This is a genomic window from Kitasatospora sp. NPDC002522 (genome assembly GCF_053595195.1).
Map to the genome: position 1 here is coordinate 103,521 of NZ_JBSFXE010000005.1, position 24,331 is coordinate 127,851.

Below are 24,331 nucleotides of genomic sequence, written 5' to 3' on the forward strand. Positions count from 1 at the left end.
CGCCGCATGACCGCTCCCGTCCCGCCCGACCACCCGCAGCCCGAGGAGACGCCGGCCCCCGCCAACCCGTGGGCCGTGCCGGCTCCGGTCCCCGCCGGAGCGACGTCCCAGGACGCGATCGGCGCGGCAGGCGGTCCCGCCGGTGCGACCGGCGGTCCTGCCGGAGCGCCACCGCAGGACGCGATCGGCGCCCCCGGTGCGGTCCCCGTTCCGCCGTACTGGCCCCCGTACCCGGTGCCGGCGCCGCTGCCGCGCAACTCCCAGGGCGTCGCGGCGATGGTGCTCGGCATCGTCGGCGCCTTCCTCAGCCTGGCCGTGATCCTGTTCTGGCTGGCCTGGCTCCCGGCGCTGCTGGCCGTGATCTTCGGCGCGGTCGGCCTGGGCTACGCCCGCAAGGGGCAGGCGACCAACCGCGGGATGGCGCTCACCGGCGTGATCCTGGGCGGCTTCGGCCTGCTGGTCTCGGTCGGCACCGGCGTGTTCGTCGCCGCGCAGGTGCACACCGCCGGCCAGGAGCGGGCCGCCGCCCGCAGCCGCGCCGACGAGCAGTGGGCGCAGCAGAAGGCGCAGTCGGACGCCGAGGCCAAGAAGGTCGAGGACGAGGCCAGGCGGCTGCAGGCCGAGCGCGACAGGAAGGCCGCGGAGCAGGCGGCGGACCAGAAGGCCCGGCGGCTGTCGATCGGCCAGTCCTACACCTATCCGGACGGCCTGAAGGTCACGCTGGCGCCGCTGGTGCCGTACACCCCGGACGAGACCGTCTTCAAGGCGCCGAAGAACGCGACCATCGTCCTGATGAAGATCACCGTGGTGAACACCGGGTCGAAGCAGCTCTCGCTGTACGGCTCGGGCTCGCCGTTCGTGCAGGACGCCAAGGGCACGCTGCTCTTCCCGGTGATCGACGGCAGCGACGGCATGAAGTTCCTCGCCGACTCGGTCGCCCCGGGCCAGGAGTCCACCCTCCAAGAGCCCTACGCGCTGCCGAACGGCACCTCGGACCCGTTCACCGTCCAGTTCACCTACGGCGCCGGGTCGGACCGCAAGGAAGTGATCTGGACCGGGTCCGACCACTGACCGGGAACGCGTAGCCCGGTCAGACCACCAGGAGTTCGCCGCACTGCTCGGTGAGCACGGTGCGGGCGTGCGGCGGCAGGCCCTGGTCGGTGATGAAGGTGTGCAGGTCGGCCAGGGCGGCGAAGCTGCTGAGGCCGACCACGCCCCACTTGGTGTGGTCGGCGACGGCGACGACCCGGCTGGCGGAGGCGATCAGGGCGCGGTTGGTCTGGGCCTCGGCCAGGTTGGGGGTGGTCAGGCCCGCGTGCTCGCTGACGCCGTGGGCGCCGATGATCAGCAGGTCGACGTGGAGCGAGCGGATGGCCTGGTCGGCGAGCGGGCCGACCAGCGCGGCGGACCGGGTGGGGGCCCCGCCGGTGAGCAGCAGGGCGGGAGCCTCCTCGCCGCGGGCGCGGACCAGTTCGGCGACCGGCAGCGAGTTGGTGACCACGGTCAGTCCGGTGACGTCCAGCAGCCGGGCGGCGACGGCGTACGCGGTGGTGCCGGCCGAGAGGGCGACCACGCTGCCGGGCTGCACCAGGGCGGCGGCGGCTTCGGCGAGCGCGGCCTTGGTGTCGGACTCCAGGCCCGACTTGGCCTCGAAGCCGGGCTCGTCGGCGCTGGCGGTGCGGGCGACCGCGCCGCCGTACACCTTCTGCACCGCGCCGGAGCGGGTCAGCGCGTCCAGGTCGCGGCGGATCGTCATGTCGGAGACGCCGAGCTGATCGACCAGTTCGGCGACCTTCACCGCGCCGTCCCGCCGCACCAGGTCGAGGATGAGCGCCCGCCGCTGCGCCGCGAGCAGTCCGCCGTCGGTCACCGTCTTCTCCGTCCGGAATCCTGCAGAAGCCAGCAGCATAGTGCCCGGGAACCGCACCGCACCCGACAGTACACATCTGTTCGTCTCTGGTGTGCTGTGTTTGAATATGTTGAAGTATTGCGCTCTACCCTTGTACCTGTCGCACGCCGCTGGAGCCGCCCGATGACCACCGATGCCGCCGCCGCCTTCACCGCCGTCTACGGCGACTCCCCCGAGGGCGTGTGGGCCGCGCCCGGCCGGATCAACCTGATCGGCGAGCACACCGACTACAACGAGGGCTTCGTCCTGCCCGCCGCCCTCCCGCACACCACCCGGGTCGCCGCCCGCCGCCGCGCCGACGGCCGGATCCGGCTGTACAGCGCCCAGGGCGACGGGCGGGTCACCGAGCTCGTGCTGGCCGACCTGGCGCCCGGCCCGGTCCCCGGCTGGGCGGCGTACCCGGCGGGCGTGTTCTGGGCGCTGGCGGAGGCCGGGCACCCGGTGGGCGGCGCCGACCTGGCCTTCGACTCCGACGTCCCGACCGGCGCCGGACTCTCCTCCTCCGCGGCCCTGGAGTGCGCCACCGCGATCGCCCTGGACGAGCTGTACGGCCTCGGCCTGGACGCCCCGGCCCGCGCGCTGATCGCCCAGCGCGCCGAGAACGCCTTCGTCGGGGTGCCCTGCGGCGCGCTCGACCAGATGGCCTCCAGCTGCTGCGTCGCGGGGCACGCCTACTTCCTCGACACCCGCGACCTGACCGGCCGTCAGGTCCCGCTCGACCTCCCGGCGGTGGGCCTGACCCTGCTGGTGATCGACACCCGGGTCAAGCACGACCTCGGCGACGGCGCCTACGCCGGTCTGCGGGCGGGCTGCGAGCGGGCCGCCGACCTGCTCGGCGTGCGGGCGCTGCGCGACGTCGAGGCCGCGGAGCTGGCGGCGGCCGAGGAGAAGCTGCCCGCCGAGCTGCGCCCACTGCTGCGGCACGTGGTGACGGAGGACCAGCGGGTCCTGGACACCATCCGGGCGCTGGACGCCGGCGATCCGCGCGCCCTCGGCCCGATCCTCACCGCGGGCCACGCCTCGCTGCGCGACGACTACCGGGTCTCCTGCGCGGAGACCGACCTGGCGGTGGCGGCCGCCAACGCCGCCGGCGCGCTGGGCGCCCGGATGATGGGCGGCGGCTTCGGCGGCTCGGTGCTCGCCCTGGTGGACACCGACCGGCTCGCCGCGGTGGCGGACGCCGTGCACGCCGCCTTCGCCGAGGCCGGGTACACCGCCCCGGTCACCTTCACCGCCACCCCCTCGCAGGGCGCCCACCGGGTCTCCTGAGCCGTCCGCCACCGAGAGCCGCCCGGCGCGCGAGGTCCGCGCCGGGCGGCTCTCGCACGTACGACCCCGGGTCGGCGCCTTCGGCGGTCCGGGCCCGGCACGCCGCAGGCCGCCCGGGGCGGGGGCGCCCCGAGCGGCCTGCGGCCCGAACCGGGCGGTTACAGCTCGCGCAGCGTCGCGGCGGCGGTCTCCGGGCGGATGTCGTTCATCACCGCGCCCATCCCGGACTCCGTACCGGCCAGGTACTTCAGCTTGGTGGCGGTCCGGCGCACCGTGAACAGCTCCAGGTGCAGCGCCAGTTCGGCCTCGGCCGGGCGCGGCGCCTGGTGCCAGGCGGCGATGTACGGGGCCGGCTCGGGGAAGAGCCGGTCGAAGCGGCGCAGCAGGTCGAGGTAGAGCCGCGGGAACTCGGCGCGCTCGTCCTCGGTCAGCGCGGTGAGGTCGGCGACCCGGCGGTTCGGGTAGAGGTGCACCTCGTACGGCCAGCGGGCGGCGAACGGGACGAACGCCGTCCAGTGCTCGCCGGCCAGCACCACCCGGGAGCCGGGCTCCCCGGCGGTGGCGCGCTCGGCCGCCAGCACGTCCTCGGAGAGGTTGCGCCCGGTGCTCGCCCGGTACTCCGCGGCGCGGGCGACGGCCTGGGCGGTGCGCGGCGTGGTGAACGGGAAGGCGTAGATCTGGCCGTGCGGGTGGCCGAGCGTCACGCCGATGTCGGCGCCGCGGTTCTCGAAGCAGTAGACCTGCCGGACGTCCGGGCGGGCGTACAGCTCGGCGGTGCGGTCGGTCCAGGCGTCCAGCACCAGGCGGGCCCGGTCCTCGGTGAGGTCGCCGAGGGAGGCGCCGTGGTCGGAGGTGAAGCAGACCACCTCGCACCGCCCGGCGCCGGGGCCGAGCGCGTACGGGCCTTCCTCCCAGGGGACGACGTGGGCGGCCGAGGAGGAGGCGAGCGACGGGAAGCGGTTCTCGAAGACCGCGACCTGGTAGTCGTCCGCCGGGATCTCGCTCAGCCGCCCGTCCCGCGAGGGGCAGAGCGGGCACTCGTCGGCCGGCGGGTGGTAGATCCGGCCCTGGCGGTGCGCGGCGATGGTCACCGGGTCGCCGGTGAACGGGTCGACGCGGATCTCGGAGGCGCTGTCCGCGGGATCGAGCGGCCGCCGGTCCACGGCGTCCCGGGACAGGCCCGGCTCGGCGTCGTAGTAGACCAGTTCCCGGCCGTCGGCCAGCTTGGTGACCGTCTTGTGCACCGCGGGACTCCTTCATGGTTCGACAACACGGCTCGACGACTCGCCGAGCTACATCAAACATCTTCGAACATCAAGGATCGCAATGCAACACCCATCGACACCGGACTACAGCTTGGCCAGCACCTCCCCGACCAGCGTGCGGGCCTCGTCCTGGACCCGGGTGAGGTGGTCGGCGCCCAGGAAGCTCTCGGCGTAGATCTTGTAGACGTCCTCGGTGCCGGACGGCCGGGCGGCGAACCAGGCGTTCTCGGTGCAGACCTTGAGGCCGCCGATCGCCGCGCCGTTGCCGGGGGCGTGGGTGAGGACGGCGGTGATCGGCTCGCCGGCCAGTTCGTCGGCGGTGACCTGCGAGGCGTCGAGCGCGGCCAGGGCGGCCTTCTGCGCGCGGTCGGCGGGGGCGTCGACCCGGGCGTACACGGGGTCGCCGTGCTCGGCGGTGAGGTCCCGGTAGTGCTCGGAGGGGGTGCGGCCGGTGACGGCGGTGATCTCGGAGGCCAGCAGGGCGAGCAGGATGCCGTCCTTGTCGGTGGTCCACGGCTGCCCGTCGCGGCGCAGGAAGGACGCCCCGGCGGACTCCTCGCCGCCGAAGGCGACGCTGCCGGTGAGCAGCCCGTCGACGAACCACTTGAAGCCGACCGGGACTTCGAGCAGCGGCCGACCGAGCCGGGCGGCCACCCGGTCGATCATCGAGGAGGACACCAGGGTCTTGCCGACGGCGGCGACGGCCGGCCAGCCGTCCCGGTGGCGGTACAGGTGGTCGATGGCGACGGCCAGGTAGTGGTTGGGGTTCATCAGCCCGCCGTCGGGGGTGACGATGCCGTGCCGGTCGGCGTCCGCGTCGTTGCCGGTGGCGAGCGCGAAGGCGTCCCGCCGCTCGATCAGCGAGGCCATCGCGTACGGGGAGGAGCAGTCCATCCGGATCTTGCCGTCCCAGTCCAGCGTCATGAACCGCCAGGTGGGGTCGGTCAGCGGGTTGACCACCGTGAGGTCGAGCCGGTGCGTCTCGGCGATCCGTCCCCAGTACGCGACCGCGGCGCCGCCGAGCGGGTCGGCGCCGATCCGCAGCCCGGAGGCGCGGACGGCGTCCAGGTCCAGGACGGCGGGCAGGTCGTCGACGTACGCGCCGAGGAAGTCGTAGCGGCCGGTGGTGACGGCGGCCAGCGCCCGGGTGTACGGAATCCGCCGGACGCCCGCGAGGCCGGCGGCCAGCAGTTCGTTGGCGCGGCGCTCGATCCAGCCGGTGGCGGTGGAGTCGGCCGGTCCGCCGTGCGGCGGGTTGTACTTGAAGCCGCCGTCGGCGGGCGGGTTGTGCGAGGGGGTCACCACGATGCCGTCGGCGAGGGCCGACGGGCGGGTGCGGTTGTGGGTGAGGATGGCGTGCGAGACGGCCGGGGTCGGGGTGTACCCGTCGGCGCTGTCCAGCAGCACCGTGACCTCGTTGGCGGCCAGCACCTCCAGCGTGGTGGCCCGGGCCGGCTCGGACAGCGCGTGGGTGTCGATGCCGAGGAACAGCGGCCCGGTGGTGCCCTGTTCGGCCCGGTAGTCGCAGATCGCCTGGGCGGTCGCGGCGATGTGGTCCTCGTTGAACGCCGTCCGCAGGGACGACCCCCGGTGCCCGGAGGTGCCGAACGCCACCCGCTGGGCGACCTCCGCCGGGGACGGGTGGAGCGTGTAGTACGCCGTCACCAACTGGGCGACGTCGATCAGGTCCTGCGGCTCGGCCGGCTGCCCGGCCCGTGCGTGCGCCATCGTGGCCATCCTCCTCGGTCGGTAGGGCAAGCATGCCCGTCGACCATGATGGGGGCCACACCGTCCCACCAGCCGGAAGCCCCTCCCGGCCGGACCCGACGGTTCGTCAACTCTCCCGGGCTCAGCCGCGCTTGCGGCCCTTCCTGGCCTGCGGCGGGCGCGCCGGGGTGCGCGCCCCGGTCTTCCTCTGCGGCGACTTCTGACCCGGCGCCGGCTTCTGGCCCTGCGCCGCCTTCGCCGCCTTCCTCGGCGGCTGCTTCTTCGCGTCGGCCTTCTTCGCGTCCGGCTGCCGGTCGGCGGCGGCCCGGCCGCGCGAGCTGTTGGCGGTGCGGCCGCGGACGATGCCGATGAACTCCTCCACCAGGTCGGTGGTGGCGGCCTCCGGCCAGGCCAGCGCCACCTGCGACTGCGGGACGTCCACCAGGGGCCGGTAGGTCAGGTCCCGCCGGTGGTGCAGCCGGGCCAGCGACTGCGGCACCGCGAGCACGCCGACGTTGGCCGCGACCAGCTCGATCGCGTCGCCGGTGGTCGCCGGGCGCTCGAACGCGGGACGGCCGGGCAGCTGCTCCCAGACCAGCGTGTCGTCCTGCGGATGGAAGACGACCTCCTCGGCGAGGTCGTCGACGGCGACCTCCTCCGCGGCGGCCAGCCAGTGGTCCTTGGGGAAGACCACCACCGTGGCCTCGGTGTACAGCGGGATCGCGCTCAGCACCGTCCGGTCCACCGGCAGCCGCACCAGTCCGGCGTCCGCACCGCCGCCGACCAGCAGGTCCGCGCCCTCCGCGGCGGTCGCCTGGAGCAGCTCCAGCGGCACGTCCGGCAAGCGCTCGGCCCACACCCGCAGCCACTTGGTGGGGGTCACCCCGGGGACGTACACGAGGCGGAAGGCGGCGGTCGGCTGGGTCTCTGTCACGCAGCCAGGCTACCCACCGTCACCGGGGTGGTCACGCTCTGCCTTACCCTTGAGCGCATGAACACGCCCAAGCCGAAGACCTCCCAGTCCATGAAGCCCGCGACCGCGGCCAAGAAGCTGGGGATCTACCTGGCGGCCACGCCCGAGGAGTTCCAGGCGGGCGTGGTGACCCGCGACCAGCTGAACGCCATGCAGGCCGAGCCGCCGGCCTGGCTCGCCGAGCTGCGCCGCACCGGTCCGCACCCGCGCCAGGTGGTCGCCGCCCGCCTCGGCGTCTCCGTCACCGGCCTGGCCCGCGCCGGGGTGACCGAGGCGCTCACCACCGAGCAGATCAACGCCCTGCGGGACGAGAACCCGGAGTGGCTGCAGCGCGAGCGCGCCACCCAGGCGGACGTCCGCAAGGAGAGCGAGCGGCAGAAGGAGAAGGAGAAGCGCGCCAAGTAGGCCCGCGCGCCGCAGGCGGGGCCTCGGCCCCGCCTCGGGACTGCCCCGGCCCTTCCCCGTACCCGCCCCGGGCATGCCACCCGTTCGGATGGTGTACCGACGACACGCGCGGGCAGCCGGAACGCCCATGCTGACGGACCGTCAGCATGGCGTTCATGATCTCGCTACGCCGAACCACCACGGCCGCCGTCGTCGCGTGCGCGGCACTGCTGCTCCCGCTGGCCCCCGCCCACGCCGAGGCGCAGACGCCCGGGTCCCGTCCGTCCGAGCCCGCCGTGGCCCGGAAGCTGGAGGCGATCCGCAACGACCCCGGGCGGCTCGGGGCGTTCCTGCGGGAGCTGCCGAAGGGCGCTGACCTGCACAACCACCTCTCGGGCGCGGTCTCCACCGAGCTGCTGATCCAGCTGGCGGCGGACGACGGGCTCTGCATCGACTCCGCCACCTACACCTCGATGACCGGCCCCTGCCCGGCCACCGCCCGGCCCGCCCAGGACGCGATCGACGACCAGGGGTTCCGCACCGCGGTGATCCGGGCCTGGTCGATGCAGGACTTCACCCCCGGCCCGGAGTCCGGCCACGACCACTTCTTCGCCACCTTCGGGAAGTTCGGCGAGGCCAGCTGGCGCCACCCGGGCCGGATGCTGGCCGAGGTGACCGACACCATGGCGGCCCAGCACCAGAGCTACCTGGAGACCATGATCACCCCGGCCTCGGTCGGCGTGGCGGCGCTGGCCGCGAAGGTCGGCTTCGACCCGGACTTCGCGGCGCTGCGCGGCAAGCTGCTGGCGGACGGCCAGGTCCAGGCGCTGGTGGACTCGGCCCGCAGCGACCTGGACCAGGGGCTCGCCGAATACCAGGGCACCGAGCAGTGCGGCACGGCCGGGGCCCGCCCCGGCTGCGCGGTCACGGTGCGGATCATCTCGCAGGCCTCCCGGGCGTCCACCCCGGCGCGGGTCTTCGCCCAGCTGCTGCTGGGCATGGAACTGGCCTCCCAGGACGAGCGCTTCGTCGCGGTGAACCTGGTCCAGCCCGAGGACTACCAGTCCTCGCTGGACAACTACCGGCTCCAGATGCAGATGCTGGACTTCCTGCACCCGCTCTACCCGAAGGCGCACATCAGCCTGCACGCGGGCGAGCTGGTCCCCGGCCTGGTCAAGCCGGAGGACCTGCGCTTCCACATCCGCGAGGCGGTCACCACCGGGCACGCCGAGCGGATCGGGCACGGCGTCGACGTGGTGCACGAGGACGACTCGGCGGACCTGCTGCGCACCCTCGCGGAGCGCAAGGTCCTGATCGAGGTGCCGCTGACCAGCAACGCCCAGATCCTCCAGGTCTCCGGCCCGGACCACCCGTTCCCGCTCTACCGCAAGTACGGCGTCCCGACCGCGCTGTCCACCGACGACCCGGGCGTCGAGCGGATCGACATCACCCACGAGTACGTCCGGGCCACCCAGCAGTACGGCCTCTCCTACCGCGACCTCAAGGACCTGGCCCGCACCTCCCTCGAGTACGGCTTCGCCGCCGGCCGCAGCCTCTGGCGCGACCGCGACGGCTTCCAGCCCGTCCCCGAGTGCTCCGGCCGCCCGCTGGGCACCGAGCCCTCCCCCAGGTGCCGCGCACTGCTGGCCGCGAGCCCCAAGGCGGCGCTGGAGTGGCAGCAGGAACGCGACTTCCGCACCTTCGAAGCCTCGGTCCTGCACCGCCCCTGACCCCCTGATGGCCCGGCGTCGTCCAAGAAGAAGCGTTAGTGGCGGCCCGAGATGCGGTCGGCGAGGGTGGCCAGGGCGGAGGTGGTGGTGGTCTCCCGTCGGTCGGCGTGGCGGTAGACGGAGTAGAGGGTGTGGACGCCGAGGTAGCGGAGCGGTTCGGGCTCCCAGCGGCGGACGCGGTGGGAGACCCAGGGCAGGGTGGTGAGGTCGGTGTCGCCGGTGCGGCCGAGGTCGCGGAGCACCAGGTCGCGCAGGGTCCGGCCGGCCAGGTTGGTGGTGGCCACACCGCTGCCGACGTAGCCGCCCGCCCAGCCGAGGCCGCTCGCCGGGTCGAGGTCGACGGTGGCGCACCAGTCGCGGGGCACCCCGAGCACCCCCGACCAGGCGTGGTCGATCCGGGCGTCGGCCGCCGCGGGGAACATCCGGCCCAGGACGGCCCGCAGTTGACCGACCGTCGCGTCCGGGGTCCGCCCGTCCTGGTCGATCCGCGAGCCGTAGCGGTACGGGTGGCCGCGGCCGCCGAGTGCGATCCGGTCGTCGGCGGTGCGCTGCGCGTACATGTAGGCGTGCGCCTCGTCGCCGAGCACCTCGCGGCCGTCCCAGCCGATCGCGTCCCACACTTCGGCCGGCAGCGGCTCGGTGGCGATCATCGAGGAGTTCATCGGCAGCCAGGCGCGCTTGTGCCCGCGCAGCTCGGCGGTGAACCCCTCGGTGCAGCGCAGCACGTGGCGGGCCCGCACCGTGCCGTCCGGGGTGACGGCCCGTCCGCTCGCCAACTCCGTGACGGGCGTGGACTCGTGGACCTTCACGCCGAGCCGCTCCACGGCCGCCGCCAGCCCGAGCACCAGCTTCGCCGGGTGGACGCGCGCGCCGTGCCGGCTCCAGGTCGAGCCCAACGCGCCCTGCACGTGGAGCCGTTCGGCGGTCTGCGCGGCGTCCAGGTACTGCACGTCGTCCGCGCCGAAGGCCGTCTCGTGCTCGAACGCCGCTTGCAGCCTGCCCAGTTGGGCCTCGCTGGTGGCCACGGTGAGCACCCCGCCCTGGTGCGCGTCGCAGTCGATGCCCTCCGCCGCGGCCGCCCGCAGGGTCTCGGCGACCGTGTCGTTCATCGCCAGCTGCAGCCGCCGGGCCGCCGCCACCCCGTGCAGCCGGGCGTAGCGCTCCCGCCCCGCGATGCCGTTGTACAGCCACCCGCCGTTTCGACCGGACGCCCCGTATCCGCAGAACTCCCGTTCCAGCAGCACGATTTCGAGCTCCGGCGCGGCCTTCTTCAGGTAGTACGCGGTCCACAGCCCGGTGTACCCGCCCCCGACCACGCAGACGTCCGCCGCGACGTCCCCGGTAAGCGCCGGTCGCCGCGCCGGCAGTCCGTCGGCCGCGTACCAGAAGGAGACGCCGCCGTTGACGGTAGCCATGCCGTACCTGCTTCCGGGGATGTGGGGTCCGTACGCCCACGGACGCTAACCGCGCCCTCCCCCACCCGGCAACGAACACCCTGTCAGGCCGCCCGGCACCGTCCTGACACCCTGCCGGACCGGGCGGTTACCACTTCGCCGCGGCGGCTACTCGGTGACGTGCACGGCCCGGCCGCCGACGTAGGTGCGCAGGACCTGGGTGGCGGCGATCTCGTCGGTGGGGGCGGCGAAGGGGTCGCGGTCGAGGACGACGAGGTCGGCGAGGTGGCCGGGGCGGAGGATGCCGGTGTCGTCGAGGTGGTTGAGGTGGGCGGTGCCGGCGGTGTAGGCGGCGAGGGCGGTGGCCAGGTCGAGGCGCTGTTCGGGGAGGAAGACGGGGGTGTCGGGGGCGGCGCCGGGTTCGCGGCGGTTGACGGCGACGTGGATGCCTTCGAGCGGGACGGGACTGGAGACCGGCCAGTCGCTGCCGGCGGCCAGGGTGGCCCCGCTGCGCAGCAGGTCGCCGAACGGGTACTGCCAGGCGGCGCGTTCGGGCCCGAGGAAGGGGATGGTGAGCTCGTCCATCTGCGGCTCGTGCGCGGCCCACAGCGGCTGGATGTTGGCGATCGCGCCGAGTGCGGCGAACCGCGCCACGTCGTCGGGGTGGACCACCTGCAGGTGTGCCAGGTGGTGCCGGGTGTCCCGCCGGCCGTTCGCCGCGCGGGCGGCCTCGATCGCGTCGAGGGCCTCGCGGACGGCGCGGTCGCCGAGCGCGTGGAAGTGCACCTGGAAGCCGAGCGCGTCGAGTGCGGTGACGTGCGAGCGCAGCGCGACCGGGTCGACGAAGCTGAGGCCGCTGTTGCCGGTGGCGCAGCCGCAGCCGTCCAGGTAGGGGCTGGTGAGGGCAGCGGTGAAGTTCTCCGCGATGCCGTCCTGCATGATCTTCACCGATCCGGCGCGGAACCGTCCGTGGCTCGACGTCGCGCGGCGCTCGACGAGTTCGGGGATCTGCTCGGCGCCGCGCTCGCGGTCCCACCAGAGTGCGCCGACCACCCGGGCGGTCAGCGTGCCGTCCTCGGCGGCGGTCCGGTAGGCGTCGGACGGGTCGGGATGGCCGCCGAACTCGCCGAGCAGCGCGTCCTGCCAGGCGGTGATGCCCATCGAGTGCAGCAGCGCCTGCGCGCGCAGCAGTCCGGCGAGGCGGTCGGCGGCGGTGGTGTCGGGGGTGTGCCGACCGACCAGGCCGACCGCGCCCTCCTGCAGCATGCCGCTGGGGGTGCCGTCCGGCTCGCGTTCGATCCGGCCGTCGGCGGGGTCGGGGGTGTCGCGGGTGAGTCCGGCGAGTTCCAGCGCGCGGGTGTTGGCCCAGGCGCCGTGGTGGTCGCGGTTGGCCAGCAGCACCGGCCGGTCCGGTACCACCCGGTCGAGCAACTGCCGGGTGGGCAGGCCGCCTTCGAAGCTCTCCAGGGACCAGCCGCCGCCGGTGATCCAGGCCCGGTCCGGGTTGGCGGCGGCGTACCCGGCGATCCGCTCCAGGTACTCGGCGACCCCGACGGTGCCGGTCAGGTCGCACTCGGCCATCTCGACGCCGCCGTACACCGCGTGGACGTGCGCGTCCTGGAAGCCGGCGATCAGCAGCTTGCCGTGCAGGTCCACGACCTCGGTGCGCGGGCCGATCAACTCCCGTACCTCGTCGTGGCCCACCGCGACGATCCGCTCGCCGGAGACGGCCAGGCTGGTGGCCCGGGTCCGCGCGCTGTCGCCGGTGTGGATCGGTCCTCCGGTGAGGACCAGGTCGGCGTGGGTCATGGGTGGTGCTCCGATTTCTCTTCCGGGTACGGGAGTTGACTGACGGTCAGGTGGATGTCAGGCGGCGGTGGGGGCCGGTTCGCCGGTGAAGTACGCCGAGCGGCGGCGGAACCGCGACCACGCGGCGGCGACGAGTCCGCTGCCGATCATCAGCACCGGCACGGACAGCTCGAACCAGCCGTTGTCGGCGGCGAGTTCGAAGTGGTCGGTGGAGTCGTAGAAGGTCCAGGCGAGGTAGCCGCCGACCAGCAGCAGCACCGCCGCGCCGAGCAGCGGCGCGACCACCGCCTTCAGCCCCTCGGCGAGGTCCTCGCGCAGCAGGTGGCGGAAGCGCACCGCGGAGGCGATCGCGGTGAGCGCGTAGTACAGCGCGACCACGATGCCGATCGCGTTGACGGTGGCCGAGATCAGCTCGGTGACGGTCGGGATCACCAGCGAGAGCGCCGCCAGCAGCAGCGAGATGCCGGTGATCAGCCAGGTGCCGACGGCGGGGGTGCGGTGGCGCGGGTGGAGCCGGGTCCACACCGGGCCGAGGGTGCCGTCCCGGCCCATCGCGTAGGTGCCGCGGGCGGTGGGGATCACCGAGGCCTGCAGCGAGGCGGCGGCGGAGAACATCAGGGCGACCAACGGCAGTGCGGCCAGCGGCTGGTGGGCGAGGCGGTCGGCGAAGTACGCCAGTCCGCTGGCCCCGTTGTCGGCCAACTCGTCCATCGGCAGCACCCGTTGGAAGGCGGTGCCGGCGAACAGGAACAGCCCGAGCATCATCAGCAGGGACCAGAAGCCGCCCCGGGAGGCGTCCTTCGGGTCGTGCACCTCCTCGCCGACGCTGAACACCGACTCGAAGCCCCAGTAGCAGAAGACCGCCAGCACCATGCCCTGGGCCAGCGCCGCCAACGACGGGATGGCGAACGGGTCGTACCAGTCGAGCGAGAACGGCTGGTCGCCGGCGAACAGGCCGTAGCCGCAGAACGCCAGCAGGACCGCGTACTCGAAGATCAGCAGGTACTTCTGCAGCGCCGCCGCCAGGTCCAGGCCGCGCACCGCGACGACGGTGGCGGTCAGCAGCACCAGCATGCCGATCAGGGTGGCCTGGAAGCTGGAGTCCGCGTCCAGTGCCAGCCCGCCGACCGAGTGCAGCCCGGCCTTGCCGAGCAGTTGGATGATCGCCGAGCCGGTGACCGTGGTGGTGTACGCCATGAACACCACGGTGGTCAGGATGTTCACCCAGCCGGTGAGGAAGCCCAGCCACGGGTTGAGCGCCCGGCCCACCCAGCGGTAGCTGCTGCCCGCGTCCGGGTCGTCACGGCCGAGCCGGCCGTAGCCGGCGGCGATGCCGAGCACCGGCAGGAACGCCAGCAGCATGATGGCCGGCAGGTGCAGGCCGACCACGCCCGCCATCAGGCCCAGGCCGATGCCGATGCTGGTGGTGGCCGCGGTACTGGACGCGGCGATCACCACCACGCCGCCGACGCCGACCGTCCTGCGCATCGCGGCCGCCGAGCCGCCGTCCGGGACCGGGCCCCGGTCCTTGACCGTCCTAGCCAATGGATCACCGCCGAGATCTGTCGTGGGGGAGGGCGCGCACACGCGACGGGCGCGCCGACATGGGGGTGTCCGCACCCGGAGCGTTCACGCTCCGGCCGAGGTCGGGCCGACTCCGGGTGGAGGTTGAGATGAAACCGTCCGGCACTTCACACGTCAATGGCGTTGTCGTAAGCTCGGCGGCCATGACCGACCGCGTCGTTCCCGAACCCGAGCGCCGCCGGCGGCGCCCCACCAAGCAGGGCACCGTCCTGTCCGAGCAGGTCATCGTCGAGACGGCGCTGCGCCTGGTCGGCCAGCACGGCGCCCAGGCGTTCAGCGTCCGCCGGCTCGGCGCCGCGCTCGGCGCCGACCCGAGCGCGATCTACCGCTACTTCCGCAGCGCCGACGACCTGCTGCTCGCCGTCGCCGACGAGCTCATCGGCCTCGGCCTGCGGGGCTGGCAGCCGACCGGCGAGTGGCGCGCGGACCTGCGCGAGGTCGGCCTGCGGATCCGCGCCTGCTACCAGGCGCACCCGCAGGCCGCGGTCCTCGCCGCGTACCGCACCACCGGCCGGGCCAACGAGATCCGGGCGATCGAGACCATGCTCGGCATCCTGCGCGACGCCGGCTTCCCCGACACCGAGGCCGTCCCGCTCTACCACGCCTTCATCGACCAGGCGTTGGGCTTCGCCGTCCTGGACTCGGCGGTATTCGCCCTGCCCGCCGCCGCCCAGCAGGCCGACCTCGCGGTCTGGAACACCGCCTACCGCGGCCTCTCCCCCGACACCCACCCGCACATCGCCGCCACCGTCCACCTGCTCGCCGCCGACATGCCGCGCAGCGCCTACCCGCTCGCCCTCGACCTGCTCCTCGACGCCGTCGCCGCCCGGCTCCCCGCCGCCCCCTGAGCCGCCCGAACCACCCCTGTGCCGTGAGCTGCCCGAACGACCGCTGTGCCCCGGCAGGTCGGTGCTTGCCCGGGGCGGGCCCGTGCCGGACGATGGCCGGGGCCGGGCGTGCCGGCTCCGCGAAGCCCGGAGGGCAGTCCATGAGGATCCACGTCACCAGCGTCTTCGTCGACGACCAGGAGCAGGCGCTGCGCTTCTACGCGGACGTGCTGGGCTTCGTGAAGAAGCGCGACATCCCGCTCGGCGGCGGCGCCCGCTGGCTGACCGTGGTCTCGCCCGAGCAGCCGGACGGGACGGAGCTGCTGCTGGAGCCGTCCGGCCACCGGGCGGTGCCGCCGTACAAGTCGGCGCTGGTCGAGGACGGCATCCCGGCCGCCTCGTTCGCGGTGGACGACGTGAAGGCCGAGTTCGAGCGCCTGCGCGGCCTCGGCGTGGCCTTCACCCAGGAGCCGCTCGCCATGGGCCCGGTGACCACCGCCGTCTTCGACGACACCTGCGGCAACCTGATCCAGATCGTCCAGACCCCGTAGCCCCGACACCCGGAGCCGTCCGATGATCAAGCAGCTGAGCGACCTGCCCGCCGGTGTGGTGGGCTTCGAGACCGGCGAGGGCACGCTGCGCGCCGAGGACTACCGCGACGTGGTGCTGCCCGCGATGGAGGAGGCCGCCGCGAAGGGCGAGATCCGGTTCGTGATCGTGATCCCCGAGTTCGACGGCCTCTCCGGCGGCGCCCTCTGGCAGGACCTCAAGGTCGGCGTCGAGCACCTCCGTTCGTGGAAGCGGATCGCCCTGGTCACCGACATCGCCTGGATGACCCACCTCACCTCGCTGTTCGGCTGGATGAGCCCCGGCGAGACCAGGGTCTTCCCGCTCGCCCGACGCACCGAGGCCATCACCTGGGCCGCCGCCACCTCCTGACCCGCCGTCACCCGGCCGACCGGCGCCCTTCGCACAAATGGCCGTGCCCCGCGCCGTCGGCGTCCGGTACGGTCCCCGGGTGATCGACACTCCGGGACTCCCCGACGCGACCTGGTGGGGCATCGTCCGCGAACGGACCACCGCGTGCTGGTGGCAACTCCTGCTGGTGAACCTGGGCCTCGCGGTCGCCCACCTGGTCGCCATGACGGCCACGAGGTTCCTCGGCTACAACCTGACCGAGATCCTCGTGCAGGACGGTGTCGGCGCCCTGCTCGGGGCGCTGGCCTGGTGGGTGCAGCTGTCCGTCCTGACCGGTGCCCGTCCCGACCCGCGCCGGATCGCCCCGCTGACGCTCTGGCTCCTGCTGTGCAACCCGCAGACGCTGCAGGACGTCGCCTGGCTGTGGTCCCCGGCCACTCTCCTCGACCCCACGGACCTGCCCGTCGCCCTGCTGATCGCCGCCGTCGGCATCTACCTCACCGCGGTCGGCCTGCTGCTCCCCCTGCCCGCCTTCCTGGAGGGCCGCGGCCCGGTCCGCACGGTCCGCCTGCTCCACTCCGGCTGGCCCACCGCCCTGCGGCTCGCCGCCCTGACCTTCGGCACCATGGCCTTCCGGTCGGCCTTCCTGCAGTTCTACTCCACCGCCGCCGGCGAGCCGTACGTGCTGCTGCTCAACCTGGTCGCGCTCCCGGTCTCCGCCGTGACGGCCGTCCTGCTCTACGCCACCTACCGCCGCGCCGTCACGCCCGTCGACCGGTACGTCGGCACCGGTTCGCTGCCCGATCCGGTCGTGAGCCGCGAGATGGGCTGACGCCACCTCAGGTACCGGTGGCGCGACGAACCCGGCTCGGCGATCTTGACCGGCGGGCCGATCCCGAGTTGTCTGTGGCCGAACGATATTTGATCCCGTGTCAGTCGGCAGGAGTCGCAGATGCCTCATTCCCCCACCCGGACCCGCGGCGGGCGGGCCGCCGTCGCGGCGTTCGCCGTCCTCGCGCTCGGCGCGGTCCTGGGCGCTCCCCAGGCGTCAGCGGCGTCGCCCGCCGTGGCACCCGTCGTGGCGGCCACGCCGCCGATGGGGTGGAACACCTGGAACACCTTCGGCTGCGACATCAGCGAGGACCTGATCAAGCAGGCCGCCGACGCGCTGGTCGGCTCAGGCATGAAGGCCGCCGGCTACCAGTACGTGGTCGTCGACGACTGCTGGATGGAGCCCACCCGCGACGCGGCCGGCAACCTGCGGGGCAGCACCACGCGGTTCCCGCACGGCATGAAGGCGCTCGGCGACTACATCCACGGCAAGGGCCTGAAGTTCGGCATCTACGAGGTACCGACCGACCTGACCTGTGCCCAGCGCCCCGGCCACTACCCGGGGGCGACCGGCAGCCTGGGGCACGAGCAGCAGGACGCGAACACCTTCGCCTCCTGGGGAGTCGACTACCTGAAGTACGACTGGTGCTCGCCGGACGGCGATCTCGCCTACCAGCAGCAGCGGTTCACCGTGATGCGGGACGCGCTGCGGGCCACCGGACGGCCGATCGTCTACAGCATCAACCCGAACTCGTACCACGACGAGAAGACCGGCGCCGCGTTCAACTGGGGCGGCATCGCCAACCTCTGGCGCACCACCGAGGACATCGGCACCTTCTGGAACACCGGCAACACCAACAGCTACCCGATGGGCGTGCGCAACATCCTCGCCCTCAACGGGCAGCCCGCGATCGCCGACCAGGCCGGCCCCGGGCACTGGAACGACCCCGACATGCTGGAGGTCGGCGTCGGCACCGGCCTGAGCAACGACGAGGCCCGCGCGCACTTCAGCCTCTGGGCGCTGATGGGTGCTCCGCTGCTCGCGGGCAACGACCTCCGCTCGATGACCGCGCCGACCAACGCCATCCTCACCGACCCCGACGTGATCGCGGTCGACCAGGACCCGCTCGGCGACGGCGGCCGCCGGGCCGCCGACGACTCCGGCCTCCAGATGTGGGTCAAGCGCCTGGCCGACGGCGACCGCGCGGTGGCGCTGTTCAACGACACCGGCGTGGCCGCGACCATCGGCACCACGGCGGCGGCCGCCGGCATCGGCGGCGCCGACTCGTACACGATCAAGGACCTGTGGTCCAAGGCGGTCACCACGAACGCCACCGGTGTGGTCCGCGCCGCCGTCCCGCCGCACGCGGCGGCCCTGTACCGGATCACCCCCTCCGGCACCGCCCCCGCCGCCCCCGTGGTCTCCGGCGGCGTCTACCGGATCACCGCCGCCGGCCAGGCGGTGGACGACCCGAACTTCGCCACCGCCGCGGGCACGCCGCTGATCGGATGGCACGTCAACGGCGGCGACAACCAGAAGTGGACGCTCACCGCCAACGGCGACGGCACCTGGGCGGTGCGCAACCTCTCCTCCGGCCTATGCGCCGACGTCAGCTGGGTCTCCGTCAGCCCCGGCGCCGCCGTCGTCCAGTGGACCTGCACCGGCGCCGTCAACCAGCGCTGGATCATCACGCCCAGCGGCAGTGGCTACGCGCTGACCTCCGCCAACAGCGGCCTGGTCCTCACCGCGGCCTCCACCGCGGACAACGCGCCGCTGACCCAGCAGGCCGACACCTCGTCCACCACCCAGAGCTGGACCTTCACCCGACTGAGCTGAGCCACCCGATCACCGCGGTATCCGACCCCGGGGGTTCACGCTCCGCGTCCGCTTCGTTCCCGCAGGTCACGGCCGGTGCTCGAGTCGCGACCGGGACCTCGTCTCACTACGGTGATCAAGACGTCTGCCTTCGTGCCCGCCCCGGCGGCGGGACCGTCTGGAGGTCAGCATGGATCGCTCATCCGAGTGGAACGAAGCGGACACCGCGGTCGGACCGGCCGCCCCGGGGCCCGCCGGAGCCGTCCGGCCCGTGGACGGGGCCGCCCAGCCCGTGGACATCGCGGCGAGCGGCGGCAAGCACGAGCACCGCTGGTGGATCCTCGCCGTCATCGGCATCGCCCAGCTGATGGTGGTGCTGGACGCGACGATCGTGAACATCGCGCTGCCCTCCGCCCAGCAGGACCTCGGCTTCTCCGACGCCAACCGGCAGTGGATCGTCACCGCCTACGCGCTCGCCTTCGGCAGCCTGCTGCTGCTCGGCGGCCGGATCGCCGACCTGGTGGGCCGCAAGGCGGTGTTCATCATCGGTCTGATCGGCTTCGCCGGCGCCTCGGCGCTGGGCGGTGCGGCGACCAGCTTCACCATGCTGGTCGCCGCCCGCGCGCTGCAGGGCGCGTTCGGCGCGCTGCTCGCCCCGGCGGCCCTGTCGCTGCTGACCACCACCTTCCGGGACGGCCGGGAACGGTCGAAGGCGTTCGGCATCTACGGCGCCATCGCGGGCGCGGGCGGCGCGGTGGGCCTGCTGCTCGGCGGCGTGCTCACCGAGTACCTGAACTGGCGCTGGTGCCTGTACGTCAACCTGGCCTTCGCGGCGCTCGCCATCGTCGGCGGCATGCGGCTGCTGCACGGCGGACGCCCCGCCGAGCGGCCGAAGCTCGACATCCCGGGCACGCTGCTCGCCTGCGCCGGGCTGTTCTGCATCGTCTACGGCTTCAGCAACGCCGAGTCGCACACCTGGGGCGACGTGCAGACCTGGGGCTTCCTGGCGGCCGGCGGCGTGCTGCTGGTCCTGTTCGTCTGGTGGCAGACCCGCGCCGAGCACCCGCTGCTGCCGCTGCGGGTGGTCCTGGACCGGGACCGCGGCGCGTCGTTCGCCGGCATCTTCATCTCCGGCGCCGGCATCTTCGGCGTCTTCCTCTTCCTGACCTACTACCTCCAGCAGATCCTCGGCTACAGCCCGGTGACCACCGGCCTGGCCTTCCTGCCGATGGTCGCCGCGATGGTGGTCTCCTCGGTCGTCACCACCAACGTGCTGCTCCCCCGCTACGGCGGGAAGCCGATCGTGCCGACCGGCATGGCACTGGCCGGCGCCTCCATGGTCTGGCTCACCTTCCTGGACCTGAACAGCAGCTACGCGCTGCACGTGATGCCGCCGCTGGTGGTGGCCGGCATCGGGTTCGGCTTCATCTTCGCCCCCGGCATGAACCTGGCCACCGCGGGCATCGCGCCCCGGGACGCCGGCGTCGGCTCCGCGATGGTCAACACCAGCCAGCAGGTGGGCGGTTCGATCGGCACCTCGCTGCTCAACACGCTCGCCACCACCGCCGCCGCGAACTACCTGGTCGGCAAGGAGCCGACCCCGCAGGCGCAGGCGCAGGCCGCGATCCACAGCTACTCCACCGCCTACTGGTGGTCGGCGGCCATCTTCGGCGTCGGCCTGGTGGCCACCCTGGTCCTCTACCGTCCCGGACCGCCCGCCGCCCACAGCAGCGACGAACCCGTCGCGCTCTGAACGAGACGCCCCCACACCCGAGCCGACCGACCGTCAGACGCGGGCCGCGGCGAGGATGCGGTCGAGAACCACGTCCGGGCGGTCGGTCCGCGGCGGCCATTCCGAGCCACCACTCGGACGAGTTGTTCCGGGCGTCCCGACCGCTCCCCGACCACCCACCGTGGTCATCCGGACCGAGCGCGTCCGGCGGTTCGCATTCGCGCGGCCGACGATTCGTCATACCCCTGGACGGTAACGGGAAATCGTTTTCCGCTCGCCCTGGACGGCTGCCGCAAACTGCCGTTCGAATCTCTGTACGAGTGCCAACCAGGCCCGCCCGGACCGGCGAAACGATCATCGTCTGGCCCGGCCGCCATATCGTCCGCAAAGCATCCTGGCGCGGATTCCGTCGCACCGCCGCCGATTTCCGGCACTCCCCCGCCAGTTCGCCGACGCATCGTCCAATCCGCTTCCCCGCACGGGCATTCACCAGGGCTCCACCGCCACGGAACGTGATCAACGACCGCCCGGCCGCCGTTCACAGTTCTGTCACAGATCCTCTGGGAAGTCGCCGTAACGGCCATTGTGACTCCGCAAGCTGAGAGGTAGAGTCCCGGTTCGCCGAAGCACGGACGGGCACCTCTGGGCATTATCTTGGAGCGGGCATGTCAAAGAACGGCGATGTCAGCGGGTCGCGATCCGACCTGCTGGAGGTGTTCGCGGATACCGTTCTGCGGTGGCCCGGACGAATCGCGATCGAGCACCACGGCAACACCCTGACTTACCGGCAACTCGCGTTATCGGTCGACCAGTTGGCCGACCGGCTGGGCCCACGACCGAGCCCGGTCGCGGTGCCGGCGACGCACACCCCCGACACCGTCGTGGCGCTGCTCGGGATCCTCGCGGCCGGCGGCGTCTACTGCCCGATCGACCCGGCGTTCCCGGTCGAGCGGCAGCGGGCGATGGTCGCGGCGGCCGGCTGCCGCACCCTGGTCGGCCGGGATGCCGACGCGCTGGCCGGTCAACTCGGAATTCAGCACGTTGAGTTGGCAGCTGCGGGCGACCCGGGCACCGACCGGCGGGTCACGGCGCAGCCGGACGATCCGGCCTACCTGCTCTTCACCTCGGGGTCGACCGGCCGCCCGAAGCCGGTGCTGACGCCGCGCGGGGCGATCTCCGCGTCGACGGCGTCACTGCGCGCGCTGTTCGGGATCACCCTCGAGGACCGTGTCCTGCAGTTCGCCTCGCTGAACTGGGACACCTGCTTCGAGGAGATCCTGCCGACGCTGACCGCGGGCGCCCGGCTGGTGTTCGACGCGGAGGCGCACTCGGCGTCCTTCCCGCGGCTGCTGCGGATGGTCGAGCAGCGCGGCGTCACGGTGCTGGACCTGCCGACGGCGTTCTGGCACGAGCTGGTGCTGCACCTGGCGGAGGACGGTCCCGGCGCCGGACTCCCGTCCTGCGTACGGCTGGTGGTGATCGGCGGCGAGGCGGCGAATCCGGCCCGGCTGGCCGACTGGAGCCGGCTGGACACCGCGGGGATCAGGCTGCTGAACACCTACGGCTGCACCGAGACCACGCTGATCACCCACGCGGTGGACCTGCTGGGCCCGGACTCCGCCCGGCCCGGCGCCCCCTGGGACCCGGCCGCGCGGGCGCCGATCGGCCGCGCGCTGCCGCACGTCGAGGAAGTCGTCGGCCCGGACGGCGAGTTGCTGATCGGCGGCCCGGCCCTGGCGCTCGGCTACCTGGGCCTGCCGGAGGCCACCGCCGAGCGGTTCACCACCACCGCGGACGGGCGGCGGTACTTCCGCACCGGGGACCGGGTCGGCGCCGGCCCGGACGGGGTGCTCACCCACCAGGGGCGCCTCGACCACGAGGTGAAGATCCGCGGCATCCGGGTCGACCCGGCCGAGGTGGAGGCCGGACTCGGCGCCCACCCGGAGGTCGGCGCGGCGGCGGTCACCGCCACCACGCTGGCCGGCCGCGCGGCGCTGGTCGCCTACGTGGTGCCGCGCACCGGCGGGCCGGACCCGGCGCTGGCCGCCGAGTTGCTCGCCTTCCTGCGAGAACGGGTGCCCGGGCACCTCGTGCCGAGCCGGATCACCGTGGTGCCGGACCTGGTCCGCACCGCCAGCGGCAAGGTCGACCGCGCCGCCTCGCACCGCCTGCACGGCGCCGTACCCGTGCACTGACCGCCCCGTACGGACTCCGCAGACCCCCGCACCACCGCAGTACGCACCGTGATCTGACGACCCGTCAGACCTCCTGCACAGCACGGCCGCACCGCCCGCGCGCCACCACCGCGCACCCGCACCGCGCTCAGCCTGCACACCAGCACCGCTCAGCCGACCAGGTACCCCAGCACCGCGCCTACCACGCACCGCTCGCACCTGCCGGACCACGCGCACCACGCACCGGTCGAAGGAGACCCTGATGAGCCTCGACATGCCCGCCGCCGCCTCGCCCGCGACCGCTCCGCCCGCCGACGGGTCGCTGCTCGACTCGGTGGCGGCGATCTTCTGCCGGGTCCTGGAGGCGGCGGAGGTCCCGGCGGACGGCAACTTCTTCCTGCTGGGCGGGGATTCGCTGATCGCCACCCGGGTGCTGAGCGCGGTGGCCCGCGCCCACGCGGTGGAGCTCTCGTTCGAGGAGTTCGTCGCCGATCCGACCCCGGCGGGCGTCGCCGACCGGGTCGCGGCCGCCGGGCTCACGGGCGTCCAGGGCGCCGCCCGATGAGCGCCCTGGTCGGCCCGGGCGGCCCGCTGGGCGCCCCGGTGCAGAGCGCGGTGGTAGTCGGCGCGGGCCTGGCGGGCTTGACCGCCGCGACCGAACTGGCCCGCCACGGCGTGGCGGTGACGGTGCTGGAGGCGCAGCCGGCGGTCGGCGGCCGGACCCGTGGCGTGGAGGTCGCGCCGGGCCGGTGGATCGATGCGGGCGCCGCCTACCTGGGCGACCGGCACACCGAACTGCACGCGCTGCTCGCCGAGTCGGACCTGAAGACGGCGCCGACCACGATGCTCGGAGCGAGCCGCTTCGCGCTCGGCGACGGCCCGGAGCACGCCACCCGGGACGGGCGGTTCCCGCCGCTGAACGCGGTGGCGCTCGGCGACCTGTTCGAGCTGCTGGACGAACTCACCGCCGCCGTGCGGCCGGACGCGCCGTGGCTGACGCCGAACGCCGAGCTGCTGGACGGGATGACCGCCGCCGACTGGGCGGAGCAGCAACTGCCGCACCCGGACGCCCGGTTGTTCTTCCCGCTGTTCCTCGGCGAGATGATGGCCGCCGATCCGGCCGACGTGTCGGTGCTGCACATGGCGACCTACCTGCGCTCCGGCGGCGGCCTGCGCTACCTGAACGCCTTCGAGGGCGGCGCGCAGCAGGACCGGGTGGCCGGCGGCGCGCACCGGCTGTGCGAGCGGCTGGCCGAGCGGCTGCGCGCGGACGGCGGCGGGCTGCGCTGCGGCGAGCCGGTGCGCGCGGTGGAGCAGGACGGCGCGGGCGTCACCGTCCACACCGAGCTGGCGAGTTACCGCGCGGACGCGGTGGTGGTGGCGGTGCCGCCGCTGCTCGCGGACGCGATCGACTTCGGCCCGGGGCGGCCGGCGCCGCGGGCCGGGGTGCGCACCGGGCGGGGCTGCGCGGTGAAGCTGAACCTGGTGTACCCGGAGCCGGTGTGGCGCGCGCACGGCCTGTCCGGCTGGTCGGTGAACGCGGCCGGGCCGCTGCTGTCCACGGTGGACGACACCCCGCCGGAGGGGTCGCCGGGCGTGCTGACCGGGTTCGTCACCGGCGCGGAGGCGCACCGCTTCGCCGCGCTGGACGCCGGGCAGCAGCGGGCGGCCGCGGTCGCGCAGGCCGCCCGGCTGTTCCCGATGCTGCCGGAGCCGATCGGCTTCCACGTCACCGACTGGGTCAACGAGCCGTTCAGCAAGGGCTGTTACGCGGCGCTGTTCGGCCCGGGCGACTGGCTGTCGCTGGGCCCCGCGCTGACCGCACCGCACGGGCGGGTGCACTGGGCGGGCACCGAGACCAGCACCGAGTTCTTCGGGCTGATGGAGGGCGCGATCCGCTCCGGCCGCCGGGTGGCCGCCGAGCTGCTCCCCCGCTGACCGACCCCCGTTCCCCGACGTTCCGTCAACTCTCCATCCTGCCGCACCGAGCGCGCCCCACCGGGCGCGCC

At 73.6% G+C, this 24,331-nt stretch carries 20 protein-coding genes; 13 read left to right on the top strand and 7 right to left on the bottom strand.

Annotated elements, in window-relative coordinates; translation table 11 throughout:
• Window positions 1–6: 6 nt before the first annotated feature.
• The gene (locus ACWD4U_RS05765; protein WP_363451558.1) at window positions 7–1,071 is read left to right on the top strand and encodes a DUF4190 domain-containing protein; all 1,065 of its coding nucleotides are present in this window, start codon (window positions 7–9) and stop codon (window positions 1,069–1,071) included.
• Between the two features lie 19 nt (window positions 1,072–1,090).
• Here ACWD4U_RS05765 and ACWD4U_RS05770 read toward each other — a convergent pair whose 3' ends face one another.
• On the bottom strand, window positions 1,091–1,870 hold the full coding sequence (locus ACWD4U_RS05770) for a DeoR/GlpR family DNA-binding transcription regulator (RefSeq protein WP_363451556.1): 780 nt from the start codon (window positions 1,868–1,870) through the stop codon (window positions 1,091–1,093).
• 162 nt (window positions 1,871–2,032) lie between these two features.
• Between ACWD4U_RS05770 and galK the strand changes: the two genes are divergently transcribed.
• A complete protein-coding gene (galK, locus tag ACWD4U_RS05775) occupies window positions 2,033–3,178 on the top strand; it encodes a galactokinase (protein WP_363451554.1) in 1,146 nt (381 codons plus the stop codon).
• Between the two features lie 158 nt (window positions 3,179–3,336).
• On the opposite strand, the gene galT is transcribed toward galK, so the two are convergent.
• The 3 genes from galT to ACWD4U_RS05790 all read right to left on the bottom strand — a co-directional run bounded on the left by galT (window position 3,337) and on the right by ACWD4U_RS05790 (window position 7,084).
• Window positions 3,337–4,422, bottom strand: coding sequence for a galactose-1-phosphate uridylyltransferase (gene galT, locus ACWD4U_RS05780; RefSeq protein WP_363451552.1), 1,086 nt, complete (start codon window positions 4,420–4,422; stop codon window positions 3,337–3,339).
• Between the two features lie 105 nt (window positions 4,423–4,527).
• A complete protein-coding gene (pgm, locus tag ACWD4U_RS05785; RefSeq protein ID WP_363451550.1) occupies window positions 4,528–6,171 on the bottom strand; it encodes a phosphoglucomutase (alpha-D-glucose-1,6-bisphosphate-dependent) in 1,644 nt (547 codons plus the stop codon).
• A 121-nt stretch (window positions 6,172–6,292) separates the two neighbouring features.
• Window positions 6,293–7,084, bottom strand: coding sequence for a LysR family substrate-binding domain-containing protein (locus tag ACWD4U_RS05790; RefSeq protein ID WP_363451548.1), 792 nt, complete (start codon window positions 7,082–7,084; stop codon window positions 6,293–6,295).
• A gap of 57 nt (window positions 7,085–7,141) precedes the next feature.
• Here ACWD4U_RS05790 and ACWD4U_RS05795 point away from each other — a divergent pair, with 57 nt between their 5' ends.
• Both ACWD4U_RS05795 and ACWD4U_RS05800 read left to right on the top strand, forming a co-directional pair.
• Window positions 7,142–7,528, top strand: a complete 387-nt coding sequence (locus ACWD4U_RS05795) for a DUF5997 family protein (RefSeq protein WP_363451546.1) — start codon at window positions 7,142–7,144, stop codon at window positions 7,526–7,528.
• 146 nt (window positions 7,529–7,674) lie between these two features.
• Window positions 7,675–9,237 carry an adenosine deaminase family protein gene (locus tag ACWD4U_RS05800; protein ID WP_363451544.1) on the top strand — a complete coding sequence of 521 codons (1,563 nt, stop codon included), beginning with the start codon at window positions 7,675–7,677 and terminating at the stop codon, window positions 9,235–9,237.
• Window positions 9,238–9,272: 35 nt separating this feature from the next.
• Here the strand turns inward: ACWD4U_RS05800 and ACWD4U_RS05805 are convergent, their stop codons facing one another.
• The 3 genes from ACWD4U_RS05805 to ACWD4U_RS05815 all read right to left on the bottom strand — a co-directional run bounded on the left by ACWD4U_RS05805 (window position 9,273) and on the right by ACWD4U_RS05815 (window position 13,985).
• Complete coding sequence (locus tag ACWD4U_RS05805) at window positions 9,273–10,652, bottom strand: NAD(P)/FAD-dependent oxidoreductase (RefSeq protein ID WP_363451542.1); 1,380 nt, start codon at window positions 10,650–10,652, stop codon at window positions 9,273–9,275.
• A gap of 147 nt (window positions 10,653–10,799) precedes the next feature.
• On the bottom strand, window positions 10,800–12,440 hold the full coding sequence (locus ACWD4U_RS05810) for an amidohydrolase (protein WP_363451540.1): 1,641 nt from the start codon (window positions 12,438–12,440) through the stop codon (window positions 10,800–10,802).
• Window positions 12,441–12,497: 57 nt separating this feature from the next.
• Complete coding sequence (locus ACWD4U_RS05815; protein WP_449787114.1) at window positions 12,498–13,985, bottom strand: APC family permease; 1,488 nt, start codon at window positions 13,983–13,985, stop codon at window positions 12,498–12,500.
• A gap of 182 nt (window positions 13,986–14,167) precedes the next feature.
• Between ACWD4U_RS05815 and ACWD4U_RS05820 the strand changes: the two genes are divergently transcribed.
• The 9 genes from ACWD4U_RS05820 (at window position 14,168) to ACWD4U_RS05860 (ending at window position 24,260) form a co-directional block, all read left to right on the top strand.
• Window positions 14,168–14,872 (top strand): TetR/AcrR family transcriptional regulator, encoded by a 705-nt coding sequence (locus tag ACWD4U_RS05820; protein ID WP_363451538.1) that lies wholly within the window; start codon window positions 14,168–14,170, stop codon window positions 14,870–14,872.
• A 140-nt stretch (window positions 14,873–15,012) separates the two neighbouring features.
• Window positions 15,013–15,402: a VOC family protein gene (locus tag ACWD4U_RS05825; RefSeq protein WP_363451536.1), complete on the top strand. Its 390-nt coding sequence runs from the start codon at window positions 15,013–15,015 to the stop codon at window positions 15,400–15,402.
• Between the two features lie 22 nt (window positions 15,403–15,424).
• On the top strand, window positions 15,425–15,790 hold the full coding sequence (locus tag ACWD4U_RS05830) for a SpoIIAA family protein (protein ID WP_363451534.1): 366 nt from the start codon (window positions 15,425–15,427) through the stop codon (window positions 15,788–15,790).
• 79 nt (window positions 15,791–15,869) lie between these two features.
• Window positions 15,870–16,601 (top strand): hypothetical protein, encoded by a 732-nt coding sequence (locus ACWD4U_RS05835; protein ID WP_363451532.1) that lies wholly within the window; start codon window positions 15,870–15,872, stop codon window positions 16,599–16,601.
• A gap of 120 nt (window positions 16,602–16,721) precedes the next feature.
• Window positions 16,722–18,437, top strand: a complete 1,716-nt coding sequence (locus ACWD4U_RS05840; RefSeq protein ID WP_363451530.1) for an alpha-galactosidase — start codon at window positions 16,722–16,724, stop codon at window positions 18,435–18,437.
• A gap of 169 nt (window positions 18,438–18,606) precedes the next feature.
• Window positions 18,607–20,169: an MFS transporter gene (locus ACWD4U_RS05845; protein WP_363451528.1), complete on the top strand. Its 1,563-nt coding sequence runs from the start codon at window positions 18,607–18,609 to the stop codon at window positions 20,167–20,169.
• Window positions 20,170–20,813: 644 nt separating this feature from the next.
• Window positions 20,814–22,343, top strand: a complete 1,530-nt coding sequence (locus ACWD4U_RS05850; protein ID WP_363451526.1) for an amino acid adenylation domain-containing protein — start codon at window positions 20,814–20,816, stop codon at window positions 22,341–22,343.
• A 241-nt stretch (window positions 22,344–22,584) separates the two neighbouring features.
• Window positions 22,585–22,887 carry a phosphopantetheine-binding protein gene (locus tag ACWD4U_RS05855; protein ID WP_363451524.1) on the top strand — a complete coding sequence of 101 codons (303 nt, stop codon included), beginning with the start codon at window positions 22,585–22,587 and terminating at the stop codon, window positions 22,885–22,887.
• On the top strand, window positions 22,884–24,260 hold the full coding sequence (locus ACWD4U_RS05860) for a flavin monoamine oxidase family protein (protein WP_363451522.1): 1,377 nt from the start codon (window positions 22,884–22,886) through the stop codon (window positions 24,258–24,260). Before ACWD4U_RS05855 ends, ACWD4U_RS05860 begins: the two co-directional genes overlap by 4 nt.
• The last annotated feature ends 71 nt before the right edge of the window (window positions 24,261–24,331 follow it).